Origin of the sequence: Sphingomonas humi, assembly GCF_039536725.1 — a bacterium.
GTDB classification, from domain to species: domain Bacteria; phylum Pseudomonadota; class Alphaproteobacteria; order Sphingomonadales; family Sphingomonadaceae; genus Sphingomicrobium; species Sphingomicrobium humi.
The window spans coordinates 973,404-996,137 of record NZ_BAAAZD010000001.1; the positions used below are offsets into that span (position 1 = coordinate 973,404).

A 22,734-nucleotide genomic window follows, 5' to 3' on the forward strand; every position below is an offset into this window, starting at 1 on the left:
ATTAGGCAAGGCGGGGTTGGGAAAAGCGTGAGGTCGTGGGCAAAGGGACGACGGCGAAAGGGTCGATGGGGTCGGCGCGCGGCCCTTGCGATCATCGCGATTCCCCTCGCCTATCTGCTCGCCGCAGCGATCGGCTCCGTGATGCCGGTAAATGCCGGGTGGAGCGAACCGGAGAGGGGCACGACCATCTATCTCAGGTCCAACGGCGTCCACGTCGACATCGTCATGCCCGCCCGTGCGCAGGGGCTCGACTGGCAGCCGCTGCTGCCCGCCGATGACGTGCAAAGCGCCCCGCTCGATGTCCGCTGGTACGGCTTCGGAGCCGGCGAGCGGCGGGTGTATCTCGATACGCCGCAATGGAGCGACATCACCCCTCGGACCGTCTGGGCGGCGATGACCGGCGGGAAGCGCGTGCTGCACGTCGACCAGACGGCGGAGCCCGGATTTGATCTTCATGCCATCCGCCTTCGCCCGGAGGAATATCGCCGCCTGTGGGCCGCGATCCGCGCCGAATTCGATGGCCAGCCGCGGCGGATCGATCATCCGGGCTATGGTCTCGACGACGCTTTCTACCACGGCCGCGGCAAGGCGAGCGCTATCAACACCTGCAACCAGTGGGTCGCCGACAAGCTGCGGCTGGCCGGGGTGAAGTCGAGCGCCTGGGCTCCGTTCCAGCAGGGGCTGGTGTGGCGCTACCGATCGGTCGAGGCTCCGACCCCCTAGAGGACGTAGCGCGACAGGTCGGTGTTGCGCGCGAGGTCGCTGAGCTGCGCATCGACAAAGGAAGCGTCGACCAGCAGGTGTTCGCCGCGACGGTCCTCGGCCTCGAAGCTGACGGTTTCGAGCAATTTCTCCATCACCGTCTGCAGCCGCCGCGCGCCGATATTCTCGACACTTTCGTTCACTTCCGCCGCAATCCGGGCGAGGGCGCGAATGCCATCCTCCGCAAATTCGATCGTCACTTCCTCGGTGGCGAGAAGCGCCTTGTACTGATCGGTCAGGCTCGCGCGGGTCGCCGACAGGATACGGACGAAATCGTCCTCGGTCAGCGCCTTCAGCTCGACGCGGATGGGCAGGCGGCCCTGAAGTTCGGGCAACAGGTCGGCGGGCTTGGCGACGTGGAAGGCCCCCGACGCGATGAACAGGATGTGGTCGGTCTTGAGCGGCCCATATTTGGTGGCAACCGTCGTGCCTTCGATCAGCGGCAGGAGGTCGCGCTGCACGCCCTCGCGGCTGACCGAGCCGCCGCGCACATCGCTGACCGCGATCTTGTCGATCTCGTCGAGGAAGACGATGCCGTTCGCTTCCGCATCGGCAAGCGCAGTGCGGGTGACGTCGTCCTGGTCGAGGCGCTTGTCGGCCTCCTCCTCGGTGAGCTTCGCGAACGCCGACGGCACCTTCAGCTTGCGCCGCTTCTTGGGCGCCCCGCCCATCGCCTTGCTCATCATCTCGCTGAGATTGATCATTCCGACGCCGCCCTGGCCGGGGAGGTCGAACGGCATGGCGGGCGCTTCGGAAACCTCGATCTCGACCTCGGCGGTGTCGAGGCTGCCATCGGAAAAGCGCTGCCGGAAGGAAGCGCGGGTCGCCTCGCTCGAGCCCTTGCCGGTCAGCGCATCGAGCAGCCGCTCCATCGCGGCCTCCTCGGCGGCCTGGCGGACGCGCTCGCGGCGGCGTTCCTTCTCCAGGCGAACGGCTTCCTCGACGAGGTCGCGGGCGATCTGTTCGACGTCGCGGCCGACATAGCCCACCTCGGTGAACTTGGTGGCCTCGACCTTCACGAAGGGCGCGTCGGCAAGTTTCGCCAGCCGGCGGCTGATCTCCGTCTTTCCGCAGCCGGTCGGCCCGATCATCAGGATGTTCTTGGGCGTGACCTCGTCGCGCAGCTCGTCACCGAGCTGCTGGCGGCGCCAGCGGTTGCGCAGCGCCACGGCGACGGCGCGCTTGGCCTCGGTCTGGCCGATGATGTGATCGTCGAGCGCAGCAACGATGGTCTTGGGGGTAAGTGCGTCGTTCACGTGTTCAAACCTCGTTCGTCCTGAGCGAAGCGCCGCAGGCGCGTAGTCGAAGGGCTCTTTCCAAACGTTCGCACCAGGGCCCTTCGACTACGCTCAGGGCGAACGACATAGCTCTCTGGGCTCAGACCGTCTCCACCACGACGCGGTCGTTGGTGAAGACGCAGACCTCGGCCGCGATCGCCATCGCCTTGCGGGCGAGCTTTTCGGGGTCGGGTTCATAATCGACCAGCGCCTTGGCGGCCGACAGCGCGTAATTGCCGCCGCTGCCGATCGCCGCGATGCCGCCCTCGGGCTCAAGCACATCGCCATTGCCGGTTATGACCAGTAGCACGTCGGCGTCAGCGACGATCATCAGCGCCTCGAGGTTGCGCAGGAACTTGTCGGTTCGCCAGTCCTTGGCCAGCTCGACCGCGGCGCGGAGCAGTTGGCCATTATGCTGCTCGAGCTTCTTCTCGAGCCGCTCGAACAGGGTGAAGGCGTCGGCGGTCGCACCGGCGAACCCGCCGATCACCTTGCCGTCCTTGCCCAGCCTGCGGACCTTGCGGGCGTTCGGCTTCATCACCGTATTGCCCATGCTGACCTGGCCGTCGCCGGCGATCACCGTGCGATTGTCCTTGCGCACCCCGATGATGGTGGTGCCGTGCCATTGTTCCATTGGTGTCCCGCTCATGTCGTTGGCGGGGAGGTGGGAAGCCCGAGTGCGGAGCGCAAGAAAGCCGTCGCATCGGCCAGCACCGGGAAGCGGCCGCGAAAGGGGCGGGAAAGGGCAACCACCGTCCCGGCATGGTCGCAGCCCTTATAGATCCGCATCTCGTGGCGGGCCCCGACGCGGGTCAGCGCAGCATCGAGGCTGCGGCTATTCTTGGCATAGACCAGCCGGTCACCCGAACCGTGCTGGAGAAGGAGCGGCGGGGCGTCGGCACGGACGTGGTTGATGGGCTGGGTCTCGGCCGGGTCGTGATAGCCGCCGAAGGTCGCCCGCCCGCGCCATTCGCGAAAGGGCGCGAAGTCGAACGGTCCCGACAGCAGCACGCCGGCCTTGATCGTGTCGGACGGCAGCTGCACCGAAGCCAGCCAGCGCGGGTCGAGCGCAAGCATGGCGGCGATGTAGGCGCCGGCGCTGTGGCCGCCGAGCGTGATCTTGCCCGGATCGCCCCCGTAGGCCGCGGCATTGGCCCACACCCACCGCAAGGCCAGCGCGGCATCCTCGAGGAAGTCGGGATAGTGGACCTCGGGAACGAGGCGGTAGTCGGGGACGATCGCAAGGAAGCCCTGCGCTGCGAAGGCGGCCGCCGCAAAACCATAGTCGGTGCGCTCGCCGGCATGCCATCCGCCGCCGTAGAAGAAGACGATCACGGGAAGCCTGGCATTGTCCGGATGCGACGGCGCCCAGATGTCGAGATGATGGCGGGCATGGGGCCCGAACCGGACCCCTTCCGCGATGCGGCGCGCGCGGTCGCCTTTGCCCGGCGTCAGGCGGTCGATCCGGTTGAGCAGCGCGACCGGGCTCCACCCGAAGCGGTCGACCAGCTCCGCGGCGGCGCGGGGCAGGTTGGACCAGCGCCGGCGCGACGGAGAGCGAGCCATCAGGCGGGCAGCTTGTGCCCGCGGCGGCGCAGCGCCTTGAGGCGCCCGCGCAAGGGCTTGAACAGGGTGCGCTCGGTCATGCTCTCGAACATGGCATCGGGGCTCTTGGGGTCAAGCAGCTCGCGCTCGGCGATGGCCTTGGCGACGCCGGTCGGCTGTTCGAACGCGAGCGGTTCGAGCCGGCGGCCCTTCACCTTCGTCAGTTCGGCGATGGTGGCGAGGAGCGAGCCCGTGCGGCCGAAGCTGTCGATGACCTCCTGCTCGGAGCGGTCGGTGTGCTCGGCCATCAGCCGGGTGCGCAGGGTGGTCAGAGCCTCACGCTCGGCATCGGTCGCGGCGTCGAGCAGGACGTCGCATTCGCTGTCGAGACCCATCGACCGGTTGTTGAGGTTGGCCGAGCCGATCTTCAGCACCTGGTCATCGGCGATCATCAGCTTGGCATGAACGTAGATGTCGTCGTCGCCCTCGGTCTTCGGAGTGAAGATGCGGAAGCGGTTGTTGACGTCCTCGGTGCCGATGATCTGCATCAGCCGCAGGCGCGTCGCGTCCATCGCCGCCTGTTCGAGCCAGCCGTCGGCGCGGATCGGCATGACGAGCACGATCTCGGGCGGGTCGGGTTCGGCCATCCGCCGCATGATCGCGGCGGCGATGCGGGGGGAGGTGAGATACTGGTTCTCGGCGTAGATGAAGCGGCGGGCGCGTTCGATGAGGTCGACCGTCAGTGCTTCGATCTCGTGGATGCCGTCCCAGTCGCGGTAAGGAGCGACGGTGCGGGCGATCCCGAAGCTGCTGCCTTCGAACTGCGGTTCGAGCTGTTCCGGCCAGATCGGCGTCGCATCCTCGATCGCGGGCAAATGCTCACCCGTGGCATGTTCCCAGCGGGTCCGTCCGAGTTCGGCGAGGGCGGCGGCAAGCGCGCCGTCGCTGGCCATGGTGGCATCGTGCCACGGCCCGTAGGGCTGGCCGCTGGGGCGGGTCCGGCCGGGGTCGTTGTCGGCATGGGCCGGGCGGTCCCAGCGGTCGGCGGTCATGTCGATCCCGCCGCAGATGGCGAAGCAGTCGTCGATCACCACGATCTTCTGGTGGTGCGAGCAGCCCGGCGGATGCGCCCCGTCGAGGACGAAGCGAATCGCCTTGGTCCAAGCCAGCCGGGCAAGCCACAACAGGGCGCTGCCGCGAAAGGCCAGCTTGAACGCCCCGACCCGCCAGCTGAGGATCTTGATCGGGACATTGGGCTTGGTCCGGGCGAGCTCGAGCAGGAAGTCGCCAAGGCTCTGGTCGCTGTTCGTCCGGTCGAGGATGATCCGGGGATCGAAATCCCAGCCGATGATCATGATCCGGTGCTTCGCCTGAAGCATCGCTTCACGGATGATGCGATAATAATCGCAGGCGTCGACGATCACGGCTGCGCGCGCAGCCTGCTCGATCCGCCAGCAATTGCGTCCGGGTTCGAGCAATTCGCTCAACTGGATGATTCCTCCGCTGCCCTCATAAATCAGCGGAGGGAGGATCGTTCCTTAACCGAAGCGATGCAAGGCCCGGAGGCCGCCAGATCGGTCATCGCGGAGCCGGTTTGCCCCCGCGATGACCACGCATGGGGTGTCTATTCGACGCCCTTCACCTTCCCCCAGGTCCGCGCGGCGGTGTAGCCGAGGTAGCCGGTGCCGAAGAGGGTGTAGAGCTCGCTCGGCAGGCCGCGGAGGTATGCGGTCATGCCGGAGGCGATGGCATTGGCGGAAGCCGGGCTGACCGCGGCGATCAGCCCCATCGGGATCGACCACAGCATCAGCGCATACATGACGTAGAGGAAGCTGGGACGGGCGCGGCTGGTCCACGGGTCCTGGCTGTTGGCTTCGGCAATGATCGCCTGCATCTGCTGCGCGATCTGCGCGGCCTCCTGGTCGCCTTCGAGCTTGAGCAGTTCGAGCTTGGCGCGGTCGCGGGCGCGCGGGTCGGGAATGATCTTGTCGATCAGCTGGCCGAGCGGGCTGATGATGGCATCGAGAAGGGGCATGGTTTCCTCACGAAGTTGTCGAAGTTGACACGGTACGGGGGTCGCGCGAACGGAGGCTGGTCTGGCTAAAAAGACGTCATTCGACGTTGCCAATCCGGTTCGCCAGCCAGCCGTAGAGGAAGGCCTCGTTGGCGGGGCGCTTTTCGGCCAGGCGGAGGTAGCGTTCACCCTGCAGTGCTTCGAGCGCACGCAGCAGGACGGTTTCGCCGCCCGCACCGCGCAGGTCGAGAAAGGAGTCGAGTGCGCCGAGCGTCCGGGGGCCGATCCGGCCGTCCGGCGTGATGTCGGCGAAGTCCTTGGCGTTGCGGTTCAGGGCAGTAAGCGCGCGCTGGAGGAAAGTGGTGGCGACGCCCGGTCCCATGTTGGCGCCCGTGTCGAACAGTTCGGCGGCGACGCGCGGGGCGCGGCGGGCGACCTGGTCGTAGCGTGGGCGCAGCCAGTAAAGGCGGCGATAGATGGCGGCGGCCTCGTCCCGGGGCAGAAGCGACATCGGACCGCTGTAGCCATGCGCGCGGGCAACCGCTTCGGTTATTCCGTAGCGCGTCGGGCCGCCGCGGTCGGCGGGATGGTTGGTGTAGCCGCCTTCACGGGCGATGAGGCCGTCGATCAGCTGATCGATCGAGGGGGGAGGATCATGGTCGGGCATTGGTGGCTCCGTTGGCAGGAGGGACCGAGTCGAAAGCCAGCTAACCCATATGGTTTGTTGTAGGACAGCTTTTTATTGCGGTGGGAAGTCTGGAAGGGGCCGGGTTGCGGTGCCGGAGGGGACGGCGCATGGTTGCGCCATGTTATGGCTCCTCAGTCTCGCCGCGGCCGGCCCCGACCTTGGCGAGGCGGCGCGGCGCGAAGTCGCGCGGCAGGAATGCCGGCTGCGGGACGAAGGCGCGGACGTCACCGTCTGCGGCCGCCGCGAACAGAAGAACCGTTATCAGGTCACCGATCCGACGGCGCCTTACGATCCGGGCGGCAACGTCAAAGGCGCCATGACCGAGCGCATGGGCTGGATCGCCGAAGGCGACAGCGGGATCGGCAGTTGTTCGAACATCGGGCCATCCGCGGGCACCGGCTGTTTCGAAAAGGCGTGGCGGCGCACCTTGCAGCAGAAAGGCTGGCTGGTGCGCTGAACGAGCCGTGGTCGGCGGCGTCACCGGCGATGGTGCGAGCAAGGCTTCAGCAATCCCCCGCGTCCGGTAAGTGGAAGAGGTCCGAGAGCCTGACCCGCCGCACCCGTGGCGATCGCATCGACGCCACCCCGGAGCCGCCTTTCGATCCGCCGCGATTGCTGTAGGACGGGTGCGAACGACCGGAGAACCATCGATGCAGCAAGCCGACCCGCCGAAGTCCGACGAGCGAAGCGGCTTTCTCCTGTTCCTGACGCTGATTTCGCTGGCCCTGCTCTACATCGCATGGCCGTTCGCCTCCGCCTTGCTGTGGGCGGTGCTGGCGGCGATCATGTTCCAGCCGCTTTACCGCTGGATGCTTGCCCGGCTGGGGGGCGCCAATCGCGCGGCGATCTCCACCCTGCTGGTCATCTTTGGCGCGGTGATCGTTCCCGCGCTGGCGATCGGCAATGTCATCGTCGAACAATCGATGCAGATCTACGAGGCGGTGAAGGGCGGGCGCTTCGACGCCGCAGGCTATTTCGAACTGATCCAGTCGCGGCTGCCGACGCGGTTGCAGCAGATCATGGAGGGGTCGGGCTACGGCAATTTCGCGGTGATCGAGGAGCGCGTAACCGCGATCGTTCGCGACAGCCTGACGGTGATCGCCAAGCAGGCCCTGCAGATCGGCGGCAACGCCTTCACCTCGCTGCTGGTGTTCGCGGTCGGGCTTTACGTCACCTACTTCCTGCTGCGCGACGGCATCGCGATCGGCGCCCTGGTCAAGGAAACCCTCCCGCTCAACGCACGGTCGGCCGACCATCTTTCCCGCAGCTTCGTCACCGCCATCCGTGCCACCATCAAGGGGTCGGTGGTGGTGGGCCTGGTGCAGGGCCTGCTTGGCACGATCACCTTCTGGATCGTCGGCTTTCCCTCGGCCGTGCTGCTTGGCGTGTTGATGGCGATCGTATCGCTTCTTCCGGCGGTCGGACCGGCGCTCGTCTGGCTGCCGATCGCGGGTTATCTGCTGCTGACTGGAAGCATCTGGCAGGGGGTGGTGGTGATCGCCTCGGGCGCGCTGGTAATCGGCTCTGCGGACAATCTCCTGCGGCCGATCCTGGTCGGACGCGACACCGGCATTCCCGACTGGCTGGTGCTGGTCACCACGCTTGGCGGCATCGCGGCCTTCGGGTTGAGCGGCGTGGTCGTCGGTCCGGTGGTCGGCGGCCTGTTCCTGGCCGGCTGGTCGATCTATCGCGAGGAACGAATGGGCATAATCCCACCGATCGGGGACGACGCCGTCTCGGCCTGATCGCGTGCGTGCCTGTGCGCGCGCTCACGTCCAGTAGAGGATGCGTGCTTCGGGAAGTCTTGCCGCGAGTTCCTCGTGGAAGAAGGCCTTGAGCTCCTTCATCAGCTCGGGCGGGTAAACGAATTTGGTGCCGGCGAATTTGGTGCGCTTCTCGGCGCGCCGGGCGGGGTCCATTTCGAGGTCGGAACCGGGATACCAGCTGGCCAGCACCTCGCGGCTGCCAGGGGTGAAGCGGTGGGTGATGAGCTCGGCCGTGAGGTCGAGGCCGGGGATATCGCGGATCTGGTCGGCGGCAGCGATGATGAGGTCGCGATAGGCCTCGCGCCAGCCGGGTGCGGCGATGATCGGGGCGATCGTCAGGCCGACCTTGTAGCCGGCCTGCGCCATCGCCCGAAGCGCGGCGAGGCGGGCGGCGACCGGATCGGTCCCGGCTTCGAAGCGGTGGTAGGCGGGCGGGTTCACCGACGCGCGCATCCGGGTGCGGCCAGCGTGGGGCAGGTCGATGAGCGAGGAGACGTCCGCGAACTTGCTGGTGAAGCGCAACTGCACGTCGGCCTCCCATTGCCCGAAATGGCGGATCAGGGCGGCAAGGCTGCCGGTCAGCGGTTCGAGCGCGAGCGGGTCGGTGTAGCAGCTTGCTTCAAAAGTGGTGCCTTCATGGGCGCGGGCAGCCGAGCGTGAGGTAATCCGGCCCTGGCCGAGAAAGGCGGGAAGCGCGGCGGTGATCTCGTCCAGGTTGGCATAGACGCGGGTGATCGGCGGGCCCCTGAGCGAGCCGGCGAGGTAGCAATAGGCGCAGTGGGCGGGGCAGCCTTCGGCGAGGTCGACGCGGAAGTCGGCGCTGGGCGCGATCGGCTGGAAGCGGAGGCGTGACGGCGGGGCGGTGACGACGGCCAGCGTCGCCTTGGCCTCGGCATAGGCGCGGCGGTCGTCGTCGGGGGCCGAAAGGCGCAGCTGGTTGCCGGTCAGTTCGGTGACCGGGATGCCGAGCGTTCGCGCGCGCTCGGCGATGGCGCGGCCGTGGGCATGCTCGCGGGCGGCGCGGGTGATGAGGAGCAGCCGCGGCCGCCAGTTGCGCAGGCGCGGTGGTCGAGGCGTGGCGAGGTCCATGTGCGGCGACAAACGAGCCGGGAGCGCGCGAGGCTCCGGGCCGGGGAGAGTCCTGAATGGCGGGCTTTGGTCCGGGCGGGGGGCGCATCCCTCTACAAGGCAAGCAACGACGCCGCGCACGGGAAGGGAAGTTCTCTCGTGGCGCCGGATCTCAAGGTCGAAGGGGCGGGCCAGGGGCGGCAGCAGTTCGTGGAAAGCTGATCGTCCGGGTCTCCTTCGACCGGCTCAAGGAGAGAGTGAATGATGACGTCCTTCCGCGAGAGCGCGCCGATCCGCAGCAAGCTCTTCACGGTCTTTGCCTCGATGACGGCGATCGTCCTGATCCCTGCGGTCGTCGCGCTGGTCCGGGGTGACTTCTATGCGGCCGGCGTGGGTGCCGCCGCTGCCGTCTGCGCAGCCGTGCTCGGCGCGTGGTACCGCGAAGCGATCGCGCAGCCCTATGTTGCCACGGTAGTCCGGATGGAAGCGCTGGCGGCCGGGGACCTCGATTCGCCGATCGAATTCACCAACTACACCGATTGCGTCGGGCGCATGACCAAGGCGATGTTCGTCTTCCGGGATACCGCCCGCAAGCAGCTCGTCGCGCAGGCCGAAGAGCAGGCGGCGGTGGTCGACCTGTTCGGCGATGCGCTGAAGGCCCTGCGCGGCGGCGACCTGACGGTACGCATCACGGCCGAGGCGCCCAAGGCTTATGAAGGGCTGAAGAGCGCCTACAATGAAGCGGTGTCGGCAATTTCGGAGCTGATCCGCTCGGTCACCGAAAGCGCGTCGGAAATCCGCACCGGTTCGAGCGAGATCGCGCAGGCGAGCGAGGATCTCGCGCGGCGGACCGAAAGCAATGCCGCGAGCCTCGAGGAAACCAGCGCCGCGATCGTGCAGATGGACGAGCGGCTGAAGGCCAGCGCAGGAGCCGCGGGCCAGACGGTCGGCCGGGCGGACCAGGCGATCGCCACGGTGACCGGCGGGCGCAGCCTCGCCGACGAAGCGGTGCAGGCGATGGGCCGGGTCAGCGACAGCGCCAAGGGCATCGACAGCGTGATCGAGGGGCTCGACAAGATCGCGTTCCAGACGCGGGTGCTGGCGATGAACGCGGCGGTCGAAGCCGGCCGGGCGGGGGAAGCGGGGCGTGGGTTCGCGGTGGTTGCCGACCTCGTCAGCGCGCTAGCGATGCGGGCCGAGGAGGAGGCCAAGCGCGCACGCGACCAGCTGACCGTCACTCAGACCGACATCGTCACCGCTGTGGACGCAGTGGGACAGGTCGACACGGCGCTGCAGAACATCTTTTCGGACGTCGGCGAGGTCCACCAGCTGCTTGGCCAGATGGCGTCGGACAACCAGGCGCAGGCGCTTGCGATCACCGAAATCAACACCGCGATCGCCAGCATGGACCAGTCGACGCAGCAGAATGCGGCAATGGTGGAAGAGACCTCGGCGGCGGCGCGCAACCTCCTCAACGAGGTGAACGGGCTGGCCGACCAGGCCGCGCAATTCCGCTGCGAGCAGGCCGCGGTCCACAAGGCGGCGCCGGATTCGTCCAGGGCGTCGTCTGCCGCAGCCTCGCCGGCCAAGCTTCCGCGCAAGGGCAAGGAAGGCTTCTACCAGTCGCCGGTGAGGCCGCTCCAGGCTACTGCGGCGGCTGCGCTGGGAGCGATGGTCCAGTCGTCCGAGGCGGACTGGAACGAGTTCTAGGGAAAGCCGACCCGACTGCCCCCACGGGGGTCGGCAAAAGGCCCGGTGACAGGATACTGTCGCCGGGCCTTCTTCTTGTGGGGGGGGGGGGAGAGAACGAGACGAAAGCGTGAGAGGGAGCGGCGCCCCCTCCCTTGGTCAGGCCGCGATCTGGCCGGGGCGGGGCTGGCGGAGCGGCGTCACGGTGGCGGCATCGTCGAGGTCGCGGACGGCGACCACGCGAGTGGCCGGGGTGGCCGCGGCATCGGGGAGGATACCGGCCGGCGCGTCGGCGCGGGCAGAACGGCTGGCGATGGTCGGGGCATAGTCGGCCATCACCTGGAAGCGCGGATGGACCTCGGCGAGTTCGGCCATGACCTTGGCGGCGCGCTTGCCGATCTGGCGGACCTGTTCACGGCTGAGCCCGCTGCCTTCGGGCGCGTCATAGTCGGCGAGTTCGCCAAACACCCGGTTGGCTAGGATGTCGCGGTCGCGTTCGAGGCGCGCTTCGATGGCTTCAACCTGCTCTTCGTCGAGCCCGGCGCGGCCGCCGGCCTTGAGCGCGCGGGCGAGTTCGCGCTTGGGCTGCTTGCGGCGCAGACCCTCGAGCGCGGCATGGCGGCCCTTCATCACGAATTCCTCGATCAGGCACTGCGCCGCAGCGCGGGCGAGATAGTCGCTGGCGGCGGATTCGGTGCGTTCCAGCGCGTCCTCGTCCTCGATCAGGGATTCGAGCGAGGCTTCCTCGCCGTCGGTGTTGGCGGTGACGCTGTGAAGGGAAACGGTGGTGGCGCTGACCTTTTGCGCCGAGGGCCGCTGGTCGGTCATGACCCGGAAGCGGAGCGACTGCAGTTCCCCGCGGATCTGCCAGTTCACGAAGGTCGTGAACTGCGCCTTTTCGGGGTCATAGGCCTCGATCGCGCGGTGGACCGCGATGGCGCAGCATTGTTCGGCATCGTCCCAATGCCCGCCAAGGCCGTANAGGTCGTGAACTGCGCCTTTTCGGGGTCATAGGCCTCGATCGCGCGGTGGACCGCGATGGCGCAGCATTGTTCGGCATCGTCCCAATGCCCGCCAAGGCCGTACTGGCGGATGAAATGGCGGAAGCGCGGGCTGAGCAGGCGCAGCAGCTTCGAGAAGAGCAGGTCGCCGTCGCGGCGCTGGCGCGCGGTCGGGCGGCCGTCGGCGGCGGCATGCAATTGCTTTATCTCGGCGACGACGCTCTCGAGCGCGGCAGTGGTCTTCGACATCTGAACCCCCCGGTTCCAGCGACGGGACCATCCCGCCGCACCTTGCCCGATGACGAAGCGCTCGCGCGGTTAACCGGGAGGGACTTGATCCTCCGCTTCGGAGTTAATGGCGGTGAACGGGAAGGGAGCGGAGAGGGCGGCGGGCCCGGGTCACGCCAAAGTGGAGTTAATCGCCGAGGCTCAGGCGGTCAGGAATTGCTGCGGCTGGATGCGGCGATCGACGTAATGGGAAAGCCAGGCGCGGTGCGCTTCGACCGCGCTGCCAGCGGCGGCGATGTGTCGCCCGGCCGCCGCGCCGCCGACCTGCGCGGCAAGCAGGCGCCCGGCGCGCTCCTCGCCAAGGCCGGTGCCGAGGAAGCGCATCGCATCGCCAAGCCCGAGATGATGGGCGAGATAGGCCGCCCGCGCGGTCTCGGCGAGGCTGCCCGGCGCAATGCCGCGGGCGCGAAGGAAGCGGAGGTTGGCCGCGGCATGGTCGGCGATCGCCTCGATCGAGGCGGAGGGATCCGAGCGCAGTTCGAGAAGCGCGGCCCTGGCGTCTGGCCGGACCGACCCGTCCGATGCGAGCCAGCCGCGCGCCTGCGCCGTGTTATGCAGCCAGCTGCCGCGGCGCCGCGCCTCGCTGAGCCAGGTCCCGTCGAGGAACTGGCCGAGCCCGGTGGCGGAGGAGCGCGGGTTGCGGCTGGCGGCATTCCAGCTGCCGTCGGGGCGGCGCGCCGCTTCGGCGTCGATGATCGAGGCGAGCATGGCCGGATCGAGCCCGGTGCGCTCCGCGGCGGCCTGCAGCGCCGGGGCGAGGGGCTGGTTGGGGCCGAGGCGAAGCGGGCCGGTGCCGGTGTCGGTTACGTCCGGAAACTGGACCGGTCCGGGCGTCAACGCGGGCGACAGGCGGTCTTCGGCGCTGAGGGCCTCGACCAATGTATCGAGCCGGAGCAGGCCGCCGGTGGCGGGCTCGGCGGGGCGTGGGCTGTCCGTGCTGCTGCCGAGCGCGGCGCGCCACAGGCGGCCATCAAGCTCGAACCGGGCCGCGCGATAAATGAGGTCGGCGCGCTGGGCCGGTGAAATGGCGGAAGCGCCGGTCATGCGCGGGGCCAGGCGGCGGCAGTGCGGTCATCGAGCGCGGCATCGGCCCTGGCGAGGCGGCGGCTGCGTTCAGCGCGGCGGGCGTCGAGGTCGGCATCTTCGAGGAGCTGGAGGCGCGCGCGGGCCTGGACCGCCTGGTGGCGAAGTTCGGCCAGCCGCAGTTCGGCGGCGGCGCGATCCTGGGTGAGGCCGGCGATGCGGCGTGCGCTGTGGCTGAACCACGCATCACTGGCGGCGGGCGCGGCGGCGGCGAAATAGCGTTCCACCGTCCGGCGCTGAGAAAGGCCGTGGGCTTCCTCGGCGAGGGCGTGGATGGCCGCCTGCTCGGCCGCGAGCTTGACCGCCAGCGCGTCGAGCTGGCGGCGGCGCAGGCGCAGGGCAGGGGCAAGCCGGCTCATGCCATCAGCCCGGCAAGCGCGGCAAAGGCATCACGCGGGTGGCCGCGGTCGTCCTTGGTCTGGGTGAGCAGGGTTTCGATCCGGGGCGCGAGCGCGATGGCGCGGTCGACCTCGGCATCGGCGCCGGGCGTATAGGCACCGAGGCGGACCAATTCTTCCATGTCGGCAAAGGTCGACAGCAGGCGGCGCGCGTCGAGGCGGGTCAGATTGTCGGCTGCGGGAAGGCAGTGGGGCAGGGTCCGGCTGACCGATTTGAGGAGATCGATCGCGGGGTAGCGCCCGCGCTCGGCGATCCGGCGGCTCATCACGACGTGGCCGTCGAGGATGCCGCGGACCGTGTCGGCGACCGGCTCGTCATGGTCGTCGCCGTCGACCAGCACGGTGAACAGGCCGGTGATGCTGCCTTCGCCGACGCGGCCCGGGCCGGCGCGTTCGAGCAGCCGCGCAAGGTCGGCGAACACCGAAGGCGGGTAGCCGCGGGTGGCGGGCGGCTCGCCGGCGGCAAGGCCGATCTCGCGCCCGGCCATGGCGAAGCGGGTGACGCTGTCCATCAGGCACAGCACGCGCAGGCCCTGGCCGCGGAAATGTTCGGCGACCGCGAGGGTCGCGAAGGCGGCCTGGCGGCGCATCAGGGCCGGGGCGTCGGAGGTGGCGACCACCACGACCGAGCGGGCGAGGCCTTCGGGCCCGAGGTCGTCGGCGATGAATTCCTGCACTTCGCGCCCGCGCTCGCCGATCAGGCCGATCACCGCGACGTCGCAGTCGGCCCAGCGGGCAAACATGGAGAGAAGGACCGATTTGCCGACGCCCGAGCCGGCGAACAGGCCGAGCCGCTGGCCGTCGCAGAGCGGGGCGAACAGGTCGAGCGCGCGGACCCCGGTGGCGAGGAGCGCACCGACCCGGGCGCGTTCGGCGGCAGGCGGTGGCGCGGCGCGTAAGGGGGCGGGGGAGAAACCCTGTTCGAGCGGGCCAAGCCCGTCGAGCGGGGTGCCGAGCCCGTCGATCACCCGGCCGAGCCAGCGCGGGGAGGGGCGCAGGAAGGCTTCGGCCGCGACCAGTTCGGCGGGCGTGCCGGTGGTCAGGTGCTCGGTCGGTGCAAAGGCCATGGCGGTCGCCCGCTCCCCGTCGAGCGCGGTGACCTCGGCGGCGATCGGCCCGGCTGGCGAGGCCAGGTGCAGGCGCGCGCCGATCCGCGCAGCGCCGCCGAGGCCCGACACGGTGAGCGCCGCGCCCTGTACGCGGGTCAGCGTTCCGAAGCGGCGGTGCGGATCGGCGGCGCGGACCCGGGCGGGAAGCGCGGCAAGGGCGGCGAGCGCGCTCAGGCCGCTTCCTCCGCCACCGCGGCGAGCGCCTCTTGTTCGAGGCGCATCAGGGTGCGGCATTCGCCAAGCGCGCGATAATAATTGGCCGCTGCCGCGCGGCTTGCGAAACCGGCGACCGCGGCGCGGCCGGCTTCGCAGGTGGCGAGGCGGCCGACGGTCGAAAGCGTTTCGATGATCGCGTCGTGGTGGCGCGACACGCCATCGGGATCGAGATAGGCCATCATGGTGTGGAAATAGAGCGCGCGGGCCGGGGTGGTGGCTTCGGCCGGGCCCATGATCTCGCGGCCGCGCAGGATGGTGACCTTGCTTTCGATAGCGAGGTCGGTGCGCCCCGAGGAGCGGATCACCGCCCCGTTGATCACCACCTTTTCCCCGTCACGAAGCGAAATCCTGAGCGTCATTGGTCGGTTTCCCGTTGCTGTTCCTGCCTCCACTCTAGAGGACGGGGCCGGGCAGCGGTGGGACAGGCGGCAAAAGTTGCCGTGTCGGAGCGAGTTGGCGCGGGCCTCCTATAAGGCAAGGAAAGGACCGGCAGCGGGCCGCGTCCTCATCCGGGAGCCACGACCCTTGAGCCTTTATTCCGCCCTTTATGCCGGTGCATCCGGCCTCGGTGCCCAGTCGACCGCGATGGCCGGCGTCGCCGACAACATCACCAACATCAACACCATCGGGTACAAGGGGGTGTCGACCGAATTCCGCACGCTGGTGACGTCTGGCGGAATGAAATCGGCCTATTCGGCGGGCGGGGTCGCGGCCTCTCCGCAGGCGCTGATCAGCAAGCAAGGCTTGCTGCAGGCGAGCAGCAGCCAGACCGACCTTGCGATCGACGGCGCGGGCTTCTTCGTGGTGCGGAGCGGGACGGGCGCGGGCAGCGATGTCGCCTTTACCCGCGCGGGTGCGTTCAAGCCGGACGTGCAGGGCTTCCTGCGCAACACCAGCGGCTATTACCTGCAGGGCTGGCGGCTCGACACGTCGGGCAATTATACCGATACGGGCCTCGGCTCGCTCGAGCCGGTGCGGCTGAGCGACCTGACCGGGTCGGCGAGCGCGACGACCAAGCTGCAGCTGCGCGCCAACCTCCAGTCGGACGCGGCGGTGCTGACCGGCCCCTATGCCGCGGGCGACATGGCGGCGGGCACCGCAACCCCGCAGTTCCAGCGCAGCTTCGACGTCTATGACGCGCAAGGGTCCGCGCACCGCATCAGCATGGGCTTCGTCAAGACCGCCGCCAACGAATGGCAGGCAGAGATCTTCGCGGTCCCCGCCGCCGACGTCACCGCGGCCGGCGGCGTGCTGGCGAGCGGAACGGTCAAGTTCAATCCCGACGGAAGCCTCGACCTGGCCGGCTCGACCGCGGCGCTGTTCGCCGACCTTACGCCGACCTGGACCAACGGCGCGGGGGCGCAGCCGATCGACCTGCAGTTCGGGTCGGACGGCAAACTCGACGGGCTGATCCAGTTCAGCGGGCCGAGCGCGGTGATCAGTTCCAGCGTCGATGGCGGCCTGCTCGGCAACCTCGCGTCGATCGAGGTGGACGAAAAGGGCGTGGTCAGCGCGATCTTCGACGACGGCACCGCCCGCAAGGTGTTCCAGCTGCCGGTCGCGACCTTTCTCAATCCCGATGGCCTGACCCGGCTGAACGGCAATGCCTTCGGCCTGTCGAGCGCGAGCGGGTCGGTGGCGATCAACCAGCCGGGGGCGCTTGGCGCGGGGATGATCTCCAGCTCCTCGCTCGAAGGGTCGAACGTCGACCTGGCGCAGGAATTCACCAACATGATCCGCTTCCAGCGGGCCTACAGCGCGTCGTCCAAGATCATCACTACGGTCGACGACATGCTGCAGGAACTGTCCAACCTGAAGCGGTAAGGCGACCTATCGGCGATGAGCCTGTCCGACATCCTTGGCAGCGCCCTGTCGGGGCTGAACGCGTCCCAGGCGGGGCTGCGTTCGGCCTCGAACAACATCGCAAACGTCAACACCCCCGGCTACGCCCGCGAGCGCGTGCCGCTGCAGACGGGGGTCACCGCAGGACAGATCAGCGGCGTCCGCGCGCAGGAAGCGGTGCGGGTCGCCGACCGCTTCCTCGAGGCGACCGTCTATCGCCGCGCGGGCGACTGGGGCCAGGCCGAGGCGGTCGCCAATTCGCTCGACCGGCTGCAGTCGCTGCTGGGGGCGCCGGGCGAACAGAGCGGACTTCCGGCACGGCTCGATGCGATCGGGGCGGCGGCCGTGGCGATGACCGGCGCGGCCGGGAGCGAGCCCACCGTGCGCGGGTTCGTCGGGGCGGTGGGCCAGGCGCTGTCGGCGCTGCAGACGCTGGACAGCGACGTCGCCTCGCTGCGCGTCGATGCCGAGCGCGAGCTCAGCTATACCGTCGACACCATCAACACCCTGCTGCGGCGGATCGACAGCCTGAACGACAGCGTCGCTCGTCAGGCGGCCGGGGGCAAGGCCAGCAACGGCGCGATCGACCAGCGGATGAGCGCGGTTGAGGAATTGTCGGGCCTGATCAAGATCGAGGTGCGCGAGGGCGCCGACGGGCGGCTCAGTATCGACACGGCAGGCGGCGCGACCCTGCTCGACCGGCGGCTGCGATTGCTCGACTATCCGCCGAGCGAAGGCTCGGTCCAGCCGCTCTACCCCGCGGTAAAGCTGCGCTTCGTCGCGGCGGACGGGAGCCTTGGACCCGAGACCGGCGAGAAGCTGGATTCCTCGGCGGCGGGCGGGCGGCTTGGCGGCTTGATGGACCTGCGCGACCGGCGTCTGCCGGCCTTTGCGGAAGAGATCGGAAGCCTGTTCGGCGGACTCGCCGAAAGCCTCAACGCGGTCAGCAATGCGGGAACGACCGTTCCTGCGCCAAACAAGCTGGAAGGCGCGCTTACCGGCTTTGCCGCGAGCGACCGGCTGGGGTTCACCGGGCGCACGGTCATCGCCGCGCTGCAGCCGGACGGCGCGCTTGCGGCGAGCATGGTGCTCGACTTCGCAGCGCTTGGTCCCGGGGCCACCATCCAGGATGCGGTGAACGCGATCAATGCGGGCCTTGGCGGCAACGCCACCGCGAGCTTTTCGGGCGGCCGGTTGACGATCGAGGGCAGCGGCAGCCTCGGCGTCGCGGTGGCGCAGGATCCGGCCAGCCCGAGCGACCGCGCGGGTCTCGGCTTTGCGCAGATGTTCGGCTTGAACGACCTGGTGTCGGGCACCCGGACCTTCGGCCCCGCGGGCTTTACGCCAAGCGATCCGCACGGTTTCGCGCCGCCCGAACAGGCCGAATTCGTGCTGCGCGGGCCGGACGGGCGCGTGCTGGCGCAGGACAATGTCACCCCGGCCGCGGGCGGGACGTTCGGCGACCTCGTGACCTCGCTCAACGCAGGTCCGCTGAGCGCGTTCGGCAGCGTCGCGCTGGATGCCCGGGGACGGCTGGCCTTCACGCCGGTTGCCAACCTTCCGACGGCGACGCTGTCGGTGGTGTCGGACACGACCAGCCGGTTCGGAACCGGGCGATCAATGTCGTCGCTGCTGGTGCCGTCGGGCATGGAGACGGGGCTGGAAGGCGCCAAGGTCCGGGCCGACATCGCCGCCACCGGACGCGCGCTGCCGCTGGCCAGGCTCGACATCACTGCCGCGGTCGGGGCCAAGGCCGTGGGTCCGGGCGACAGCCGCGGCGCCAACGCCTTTGTCGACCAGCTGCGCACCGCGGTCGATCTTGGCCGCGGACGGGTCGCGGGGATGGAAGCCTATGCGAGCTTCGTGCTCGGCCAGACCGGGCTCGATGCCGCGGGCGCGAACGACCGGCTGACCGACATGGCGGCGCGACGCGACGACGCGATCAACCGCCGCGACAGCTATTCGGGGGTCAACATCGATGAGGAACTGGCCAGCCTGGTCACCTTGCAGAACAGCTATTCGGCGGCGGCGCGGGTGATGAGCACGGCGACGCAAATGTATGACACCCTGATCGGGATGGTGGGACGATGAGCGGCTGGAACCGGGTGGCGAGCGTGCCGATGCAGCGGACCTTGTTCGCCAGTATCGCCCAGTCGCAGCGAAGCCTTTCAGAGGTGCAGCAGCAGATGGCGACGGGCAAGAAGGCACCCGATTTCGCCTCACTCGGGATCGAGACGATGCGCAACCTGTCGGCGCGAACCATGCTTGCGCGGCAGGAAGCCCATGCGGCGGTCGGCAACCGGATCGGCACCACGCTGGCGCTGATGGACACGCAGATGGCGGGGATGGAGGAATCGCTCAGCAAGCTGCGCGACGGCCTGCTGTCAGCGGTCGGGACCAAGCGCGCCGACGGGCTTCAGGAAGTGATGGAAGAAGCCTTCCAGCGCTTTCGCACCGGGATGAACAGCGACGAGGCGGGGCAATATCTGTTCGCCGGTTCGCAGACCGATACCGCCCCGTTCGTGCCCGCAACGCTGGCGGCGACCGCGGGACTGCCGACCGCAAACGCGTTCCGCAACGACAACGTCACCGCCGAGGCGCGGGTCGCGGACGGCCTCGATGTCACCTACGGGACCACCGCCAGCGCGATGGGATCGGAACTGTTCGAGGCGTTCCGCACGCTCGCCGATGCGGGGACCGTGGGCCCGGTGCCGACCGCGGCGCAGTTGAGCGCGATGAACAATGCGATCGGGCAGCTCAACGATGGGCTCAAGATCTTGCGCGCGGCCCATGCCGAAAACGGGCGGCGCCAAGCCCAGGTCGAAAGCCTGACCGATCGCGCCGCGGACCGGACCCTGATCCTCGAGAAACTGGTGTCGCGCAACGAGGATGCGGACATGGCCGACGTCGCCAGCCAGCTGATGCAGCGCAAGTCCTCGCTTGAGGCGAGCTATACGCTGTTTTCACGGCTTTCGAACCTCAGCCTGATCAACTTCATGCGGTAGAGAGATTCTCGGACGAAGTGGACTTATCGTTCACGGTCCTGCTTTGATGGCGGGATGATGACGCGCGTTCTGATGATGGCCGCGGCGCTGGTGGCGACAGCCCCGGCCCATGCGGCGCCCCGCGACAGTGCCGAGGGCAAGCTGCTCGGCGAGCTGTTCAAGTCGATCGTCGAGACCCCCACCGTCAAGGGACGCGGGCAGGTGCCGAAGATGGCGCGGCTGCTTTCGGCGAGGCTGAAGCATGCAGGCTTTGCAGCGCGCGATATCGCGATCGTGCCGGTCGGCGAGACCGCGATCATGACCGTCCGCTATCGTGGCACCGGGGCCCGGCCGCCGCTGCTGTTCCTCGCGCACATGGACGTGGTCGAGGCCAAGCGCGAGGATTGGGAGCGCGACCCGTTCACGCTGCACGAGGAGGGCGGCTTTCTTTATGGCCGGGGCGCGAGCGACAACAAGCTTGGCGTCGCGCACCTGGTCGCGACCTTCATCACGCTGAAGAAGCAGGGCTTCAAGCCCGACCGCGACCTCGTCATCGGGTTCAGCGGCGACGAGGAAACCGACATGGCCTCGAGCCGCGTGCTGGCCGCGCGGCTGGCGGCGCTTAGGCCCGAATATGCCATCAATACCGATTCGGGCGGCGGCCGGGCCGATGCCGCCGGCAACCCGACCTCGTTCTCGGTGCAGGTCGCCGAGAAGACCTTTGCCAACATCGCGGTCACCGTCCGCAATCCGGGCGGCCACAGCGCGCGTCCGCGGGCCGATAACGCGATCTACGAGCTGGCGGAGCTGCTCGGGCGGGTGCGGGGCTATACCTTTCCGCTGGTCGACAGCGACCTAACCCGGGCGATGCTGCGCGACGCGGCCAATGCGCCGAGTGCCACGCCGGAGCTCAAGGCCAAGGTGGCGGCGATCGAGGCGAAGCCGGGCGATGCGGCGCTGCTGGCGGAACTGGGGCGCGAGCCGCGGCTGGGCTATGCGGTGCGGACGACCTGCGTGCCGACGCTGCTGGAAGGCGGGCATGCCGACAATGCGCTGCCGCAGAGCGCGACGGCGACGATCAACTGCCGGATCTTTCCGGGGGTCGAGATCGAGCAGGTGCGGCGGACGTTGGCCGAGGTCGGCGGCAATCCGGCGGCCGAATGGAAGATCGTGGGCGAACCGACCTCGGCGCCGCCCTCGCCGGTCAATCCGGCGCTGTTCGCCGCGGTGCAGGAAGCCATCGCGCCCGATGCGCCGGGGATCCGGATCGTCCCCTACATGACCCCCGGCGCGACCGACGGAAAGCATTTCCGCGCGCTCGGCATCCCGACCTATGGCTTCAGCGCGGACTTCACCATCGGCGGCGAGGTGGCGGGCGTGCATGGCCTCAACGAGCGGATTCCCGAGCGAAGCCTGTATGGCGCGTTCGATTTCTGGCCGCGGCTGATGCGGCGGCTGGCGAGCGGGGAAGGGCAGGCGAAATGAGGGCCGGTCTGTTCGCCCTCCTGCTCGCCGCGTCACCGGCCGGCGCGCAGGTTCCGGCGACGCTTCAGCAGGAGGTCGAAGCCAAGTTCGCCGAGGCCGGGCCGGGCGTGCGGTTCGGCCTGGTGGTGGCGACGCTGGACGGCAAGGAAGTGCTGGCGATCAACCCGGATGGGCGCTTCGTGCCGGCGTCCAACACCAAGCTGTTCACCACCATCACAGCCTTTGAGCTGCTGCCGGGGCTGGACCAGCCGGATGCGGCCGGCGGCGCGCGGGTCCACCTGGAAGAGGGGTTGCCCGGCGAGCCGAACGTCGTGCTGGAGGGCGGTGGCGACGCACGGCTGTCGAGCGCGCCGAACTGCAAGGTCGATTGCCTGTCGGCGCTCGCCGACGCCGTGGCGGCCCGGACCAGGCGCGTTCGTACCGTCATCGGCAATGCCCAGGCCTTTGCCGATGAGCGGTGGAGCTTCGGGATGAGCTGGAACAACATCCCGACCCGCTCCGGAACGGCGATCGCGGCGCTGATGATCGACGACAATGAGATTGGCTTGCGCGTCACGCCAGGCGAGCTGAACCAGGCGCCGAAGGTCTCGACCCCGGACTATGTGCAGGTGTTGAATTTCGCCAGGACCGTCAGCGAAGGGAAGACCGCCCTCGAGGTGCAGCGCCTTCCGGGCAGCAAGCGGATCGTGCTGACCGGAACCATCAAGGCGGGCGCGCCGGAGGAGCTCATCCGGCTCGGCGTCGATGATCCCGCCGACTATGCGGCGTGGCGCTTCGGTCAGATGCTGAGGGAACGCGGGGTTCGGGTGAACGGCCACAGCGTTGGCCGCTATCGGACTTTGGCCGACGTGCCGGCGCCTCCGTCGCTGAGCGCCGATCTGGCCGCGCTCACGCCGCCGCCGCTTGGCGAGGACATCGTCACCATCAACAAGTCGAGCCAGAACCTTCACGCCGAACTGCTGCTTCGGCGGCTGGGCGCGGCGCGGGGCAAGCCGAGCGTCGCCGGGGGACTTGAGGCGGTGCGCGAGGTGCTGGACCGGGCCGGCGTGCCGGAACGGGCGGCGACGCTGGCCGACGGGTCGGGCATGTCACCCTACAACCGGGTGTCCCCACGCGGGGTCGTCACCTTGCTGCGCTGGGCGGCGGGGCGGCCGTGGGGAACGCAGTTGCGGGCCGGCCTGCCGATCGGCGGCGTCGACGGGACGCTCCGCAACCGGTTCAAGGATGGCGGGCTCAAGGGCCGGGTGTTCGCCAAGACCGGATCGCTCACCGCGGCCAATGCGCTGTCGGGCTATCTCCTGACCCGCAGCGGCGAGACCCTCGTTTTCTCGCTCCTCGCCAGCGACGTGCCGGAGGAAGTGCGCGCGACCGCGATCATGGACCAGGCGCTCGAACTGGTCGCGGCGAGCCGCTGACCCGAGACGTTTGTTGCAGCAACGCAACAGGGCCTCGCCTCTCGTGCGCAATCGCAGGGCTGCGGGGCCCCCGACGCGAAAAAAGACTGGCATGTGACAGTCCA

General features: G+C 68.9%; 21 protein-coding genes. 9 read left to right on the forward strand and 12 right to left on the reverse strand.

What is annotated here, in order from left to right; genetic code table 11:
• Positions 1-27: 27 nt before the first annotated feature.
• Entirely contained in the window at positions 28-723 is a 696-nt protein-coding gene (locus ABD729_RS04780; protein ID WP_344709014.1) for a TIGR02117 family protein, read from the forward strand.
• Here the strand turns inward: ABD729_RS04780 and hslU are convergent.
• From hslU to ABD729_RS04810, 6 genes are all read right to left on the reverse strand, one after another.
• Positions 720-2,018 carry an ATP-dependent protease ATPase subunit HslU gene (gene hslU, locus ABD729_RS04785; protein WP_344709015.1) on the reverse strand — a complete coding sequence of 433 codons (1,299 nt, stop codon included), beginning with the start codon at positions 2,016-2,018 and terminating at the stop codon, positions 720-722. The genes ABD729_RS04780 and hslU overlap by 4 nt on opposite strands.
• Positions 2,019-2,139: 121 nt before the next feature.
• On the reverse strand, positions 2,140-2,688 hold the full coding sequence (hslV, locus tag ABD729_RS04790; protein WP_344709016.1) for an ATP-dependent protease subunit HslV: 549 nt from the start codon (positions 2,686-2,688) through the stop codon (positions 2,140-2,142).
• Positions 2,685-3,605: an alpha/beta hydrolase gene (locus ABD729_RS04795; protein ID WP_344709017.1), complete on the reverse strand. Its 921-nt coding sequence runs from the start codon at positions 3,603-3,605 to the stop codon at positions 2,685-2,687. The genes hslV and ABD729_RS04795 overlap by 4 nt, the downstream gene beginning before the upstream one ends.
• Positions 3,605-5,071: a phospholipase D-like domain-containing protein gene (locus ABD729_RS04800; protein WP_344709018.1), complete on the reverse strand. Its 1,467-nt coding sequence runs from the start codon at positions 5,069-5,071 to the stop codon at positions 3,605-3,607. The genes ABD729_RS04795 and ABD729_RS04800 overlap by 1 nt, the downstream gene beginning before the upstream one ends.
• A 137-nt stretch (positions 5,072-5,208) precedes the next feature.
• A complete protein-coding gene (locus tag ABD729_RS04805; RefSeq protein WP_344709019.1) occupies positions 5,209-5,619 on the reverse strand; it encodes a holin family protein in 411 nt (136 codons plus the stop codon).
• 76 nt (positions 5,620-5,695) lie between these two features.
• Positions 5,696-6,265: a glycoside hydrolase family 108 protein gene (locus ABD729_RS04810; protein WP_344709020.1), complete on the reverse strand. Its 570-nt coding sequence runs from the start codon at positions 6,263-6,265 to the stop codon at positions 5,696-5,698.
• A 139-nt stretch (positions 6,266-6,404) separates the two neighbouring features.
• On the opposite strand from ABD729_RS04810, the gene ABD729_RS04815 reads away from it, so the two are divergent.
• On the forward strand, positions 6,405-6,743 hold the full coding sequence (locus ABD729_RS04815; RefSeq protein WP_344709021.1) for a hypothetical protein: 339 nt from the start codon (positions 6,405-6,407) through the stop codon (positions 6,741-6,743).
• Between the two features lie 193 nt (positions 6,744-6,936).
• Positions 6,937-8,031, forward strand: coding sequence for an AI-2E family transporter (locus ABD729_RS04820; RefSeq protein WP_344709022.1), 1,095 nt, complete (start codon positions 6,937-6,939; stop codon positions 8,029-8,031).
• 24 nt (positions 8,032-8,055) lie between these two features.
• On the opposite strand, the gene ABD729_RS04825 is transcribed toward ABD729_RS04820, so the two are convergent.
• On the reverse strand, positions 8,056-9,141 hold the full coding sequence (locus ABD729_RS04825) for an SPL family radical SAM protein (protein ID WP_344709023.1): 1,086 nt from the start codon (positions 9,139-9,141) through the stop codon (positions 8,056-8,058).
• Positions 9,142-9,381: 240 nt separating this feature from the next.
• Between ABD729_RS04825 and ABD729_RS04830 the strand changes: the two genes are divergently transcribed.
• On the forward strand, positions 9,382-10,830 hold the full coding sequence (locus tag ABD729_RS04830) for a methyl-accepting chemotaxis protein (RefSeq protein ID WP_344709024.1): 1,449 nt from the start codon (positions 9,382-9,384) through the stop codon (positions 10,828-10,830).
• Between the two features lie 138 nt (positions 10,831-10,968).
• Here the strand turns inward: ABD729_RS04830 and ABD729_RS04835 are convergent, their stop codons facing one another.
• From ABD729_RS04835 to ABD729_RS04860, 5 genes are all read right to left on the reverse strand, one after another.
• Positions 10,969-11,685, reverse strand: a complete 717-nt coding sequence (locus ABD729_RS04835) for a hypothetical protein (RefSeq protein ID WP_344709025.1) — start codon at positions 11,683-11,685, stop codon at positions 10,969-10,971.
• Between the two features lie 554 nt (positions 11,686-12,239).
• On the reverse strand, positions 12,240-13,142 hold the full coding sequence (locus ABD729_RS04845; protein ID WP_344709026.1) for a peptidoglycan-binding protein: 903 nt from the start codon (positions 13,140-13,142) through the stop codon (positions 12,240-12,242).
• Entirely contained in the window at positions 13,139-13,540 is a 402-nt protein-coding gene (locus ABD729_RS04850; RefSeq protein ID WP_344709027.1) for a hypothetical protein, read from the reverse strand. The genes ABD729_RS04845 and ABD729_RS04850 overlap by 4 nt, the downstream gene beginning before the upstream one ends.
• On the reverse strand, positions 13,537-14,922 hold the full coding sequence (locus tag ABD729_RS04855; RefSeq protein WP_344709028.1) for a FliI/YscN family ATPase: 1,386 nt from the start codon (positions 14,920-14,922) through the stop codon (positions 13,537-13,539). Before ABD729_RS04855 ends, ABD729_RS04850 begins: the two co-directional genes overlap by 4 nt.
• Positions 14,859-15,263: a flagellar biosynthesis repressor FlbT gene (locus tag ABD729_RS04860; protein WP_344709029.1), complete on the reverse strand. Its 405-nt coding sequence runs from the start codon at positions 15,261-15,263 to the stop codon at positions 14,859-14,861. The genes ABD729_RS04855 and ABD729_RS04860 overlap by 64 nt, the downstream gene beginning before the upstream one ends.
• 166 nt (positions 15,264-15,429) lie before the next feature.
• On the opposite strand from ABD729_RS04860, the gene flgE reads away from it, so the two are divergent.
• From flgE to dacB, 5 genes are read left to right on the forward strand one after another with little or no spacing between them, the layout of a single operon-like run.
• The gene (gene flgE, locus ABD729_RS04865) at positions 15,430-16,728 is read left to right on the forward strand and encodes a flagellar hook protein FlgE (protein WP_344709030.1); all 1,299 of its coding nucleotides are present in this window, start codon (positions 15,430-15,432) and stop codon (positions 16,726-16,728) included.
• Positions 16,729-16,743: 15 nt separating this feature from the next.
• On the forward strand, positions 16,744-18,837 hold the full coding sequence (locus ABD729_RS04870) for a flagellar hook-associated protein FlgK (RefSeq protein ID WP_344709032.1): 2,094 nt from the start codon (positions 16,744-16,746) through the stop codon (positions 18,835-18,837).
• Positions 18,834-19,751: a flagellin gene (locus ABD729_RS04875; RefSeq protein ID WP_344709033.1), complete on the forward strand. Its 918-nt coding sequence runs from the start codon at positions 18,834-18,836 to the stop codon at positions 19,749-19,751. Before ABD729_RS04870 ends, ABD729_RS04875 begins: the two co-directional genes overlap by 4 nt.
• Positions 19,752-19,805: 54 nt before the next feature.
• Positions 19,806-21,215 (forward strand): M20/M25/M40 family metallo-hydrolase, encoded by a 1,410-nt coding sequence (locus tag ABD729_RS04880; protein WP_344709034.1) that lies wholly within the window; start codon positions 19,806-19,808, stop codon positions 21,213-21,215.
• On the forward strand, positions 21,212-22,630 hold the full coding sequence (dacB, locus tag ABD729_RS04885) for a D-alanyl-D-alanine carboxypeptidase/D-alanyl-D-alanine endopeptidase (protein ID WP_344709035.1): 1,419 nt from the start codon (positions 21,212-21,214) through the stop codon (positions 22,628-22,630). The genes ABD729_RS04880 and dacB overlap by 4 nt, the downstream gene beginning before the upstream one ends.
• Positions 22,631-22,734 lie beyond the last annotated feature (104 nt).

Bases quoted from the DNA above. Each gene is read 5' to 3' on its own strand.
- hslV (WP_344709016.1), bottom strand. From the start codon at position 2,688: ATGAGCGGGACACCAATGGAACAATGGCACGGCACCACCATCATCGGG.
- ABD729_RS04795 (WP_344709017.1), bottom strand. From the start codon at position 3,605: ATGGCTCGCTCTCCGTCGCGCCGGCGCTGGTCCAACCTGCCCCGCGCC.
- ABD729_RS04805 (WP_344709019.1), bottom strand. From the start codon at position 5,619: ATGCCCCTTCTCGATGCCATCATCAGCCCGCTCGGCCAGCTGATCGAC.
- ABD729_RS04810 (WP_344709020.1), bottom strand. From the start codon at position 6,265: ATGCCCGACCATGATCCTCCCCCCTCGATCGATCAGCTGATCGACGGC.
- ABD729_RS04815 (WP_344709021.1), top strand. From the start codon at position 6,405: ATGTTATGGCTCCTCAGTCTCGCCGCGGCCGGCCCCGACCTTGGCGAG.
- ABD729_RS04820 (WP_344709022.1), top strand. From the start codon at position 6,937: ATGCAGCAAGCCGACCCGCCGAAGTCCGACGAGCGAAGCGGCTTTCTC.
- ABD729_RS04825 (WP_344709023.1), bottom strand. From the start codon at position 9,141: ATGGACCTCGCCACGCCTCGACCACCGCGCCTGCGCAACTGGCGGCCG.
- ABD729_RS04830 (WP_344709024.1), top strand. From the start codon at position 9,382: ATGATGACGTCCTTCCGCGAGAGCGCGCCGATCCGCAGCAAGCTCTTC.
- ABD729_RS04845 (WP_344709026.1), bottom strand. From the start codon at position 13,142: ATGACCGGCGCTTCCGCCATTTCACCGGCCCAGCGCGCCGACCTCATT.
- ABD729_RS04850 (WP_344709027.1), bottom strand. From the start codon at position 13,540: ATGAGCCGGCTTGCCCCTGCCCTGCGCCTGCGCCGCCGCCAGCTCGAC.
- ABD729_RS04855 (WP_344709028.1), bottom strand. From the start codon at position 14,922: ATGCCGCACCCTGATGCGCCTCGAACAAGAGGCGCTCGCCGCGGTGGC.
- ABD729_RS04860 (WP_344709029.1), bottom strand. From the start codon at position 15,263: ATGACGCTCAGGATTTCGCTTCGTGACGGGGAAAAGGTGGTGATCAAC.
- ABD729_RS04870 (WP_344709032.1), top strand. From the start codon at position 16,744: ATGAGCCTGTCCGACATCCTTGGCAGCGCCCTGTCGGGGCTGAACGCG.
- ABD729_RS04875 (WP_344709033.1), top strand. From the start codon at position 18,834: ATGAGCGGCTGGAACCGGGTGGCGAGCGTGCCGATGCAGCGGACCTTG.
- ABD729_RS04880 (WP_344709034.1), top strand. From the start codon at position 19,806: ATGATGACGCGCGTTCTGATGATGGCCGCGGCGCTGGTGGCGACAGCC.
- dacB (WP_344709035.1), top strand. From the start codon at position 21,212: ATGAGGGCCGGTCTGTTCGCCCTCCTGCTCGCCGCGTCACCGGCCGGC.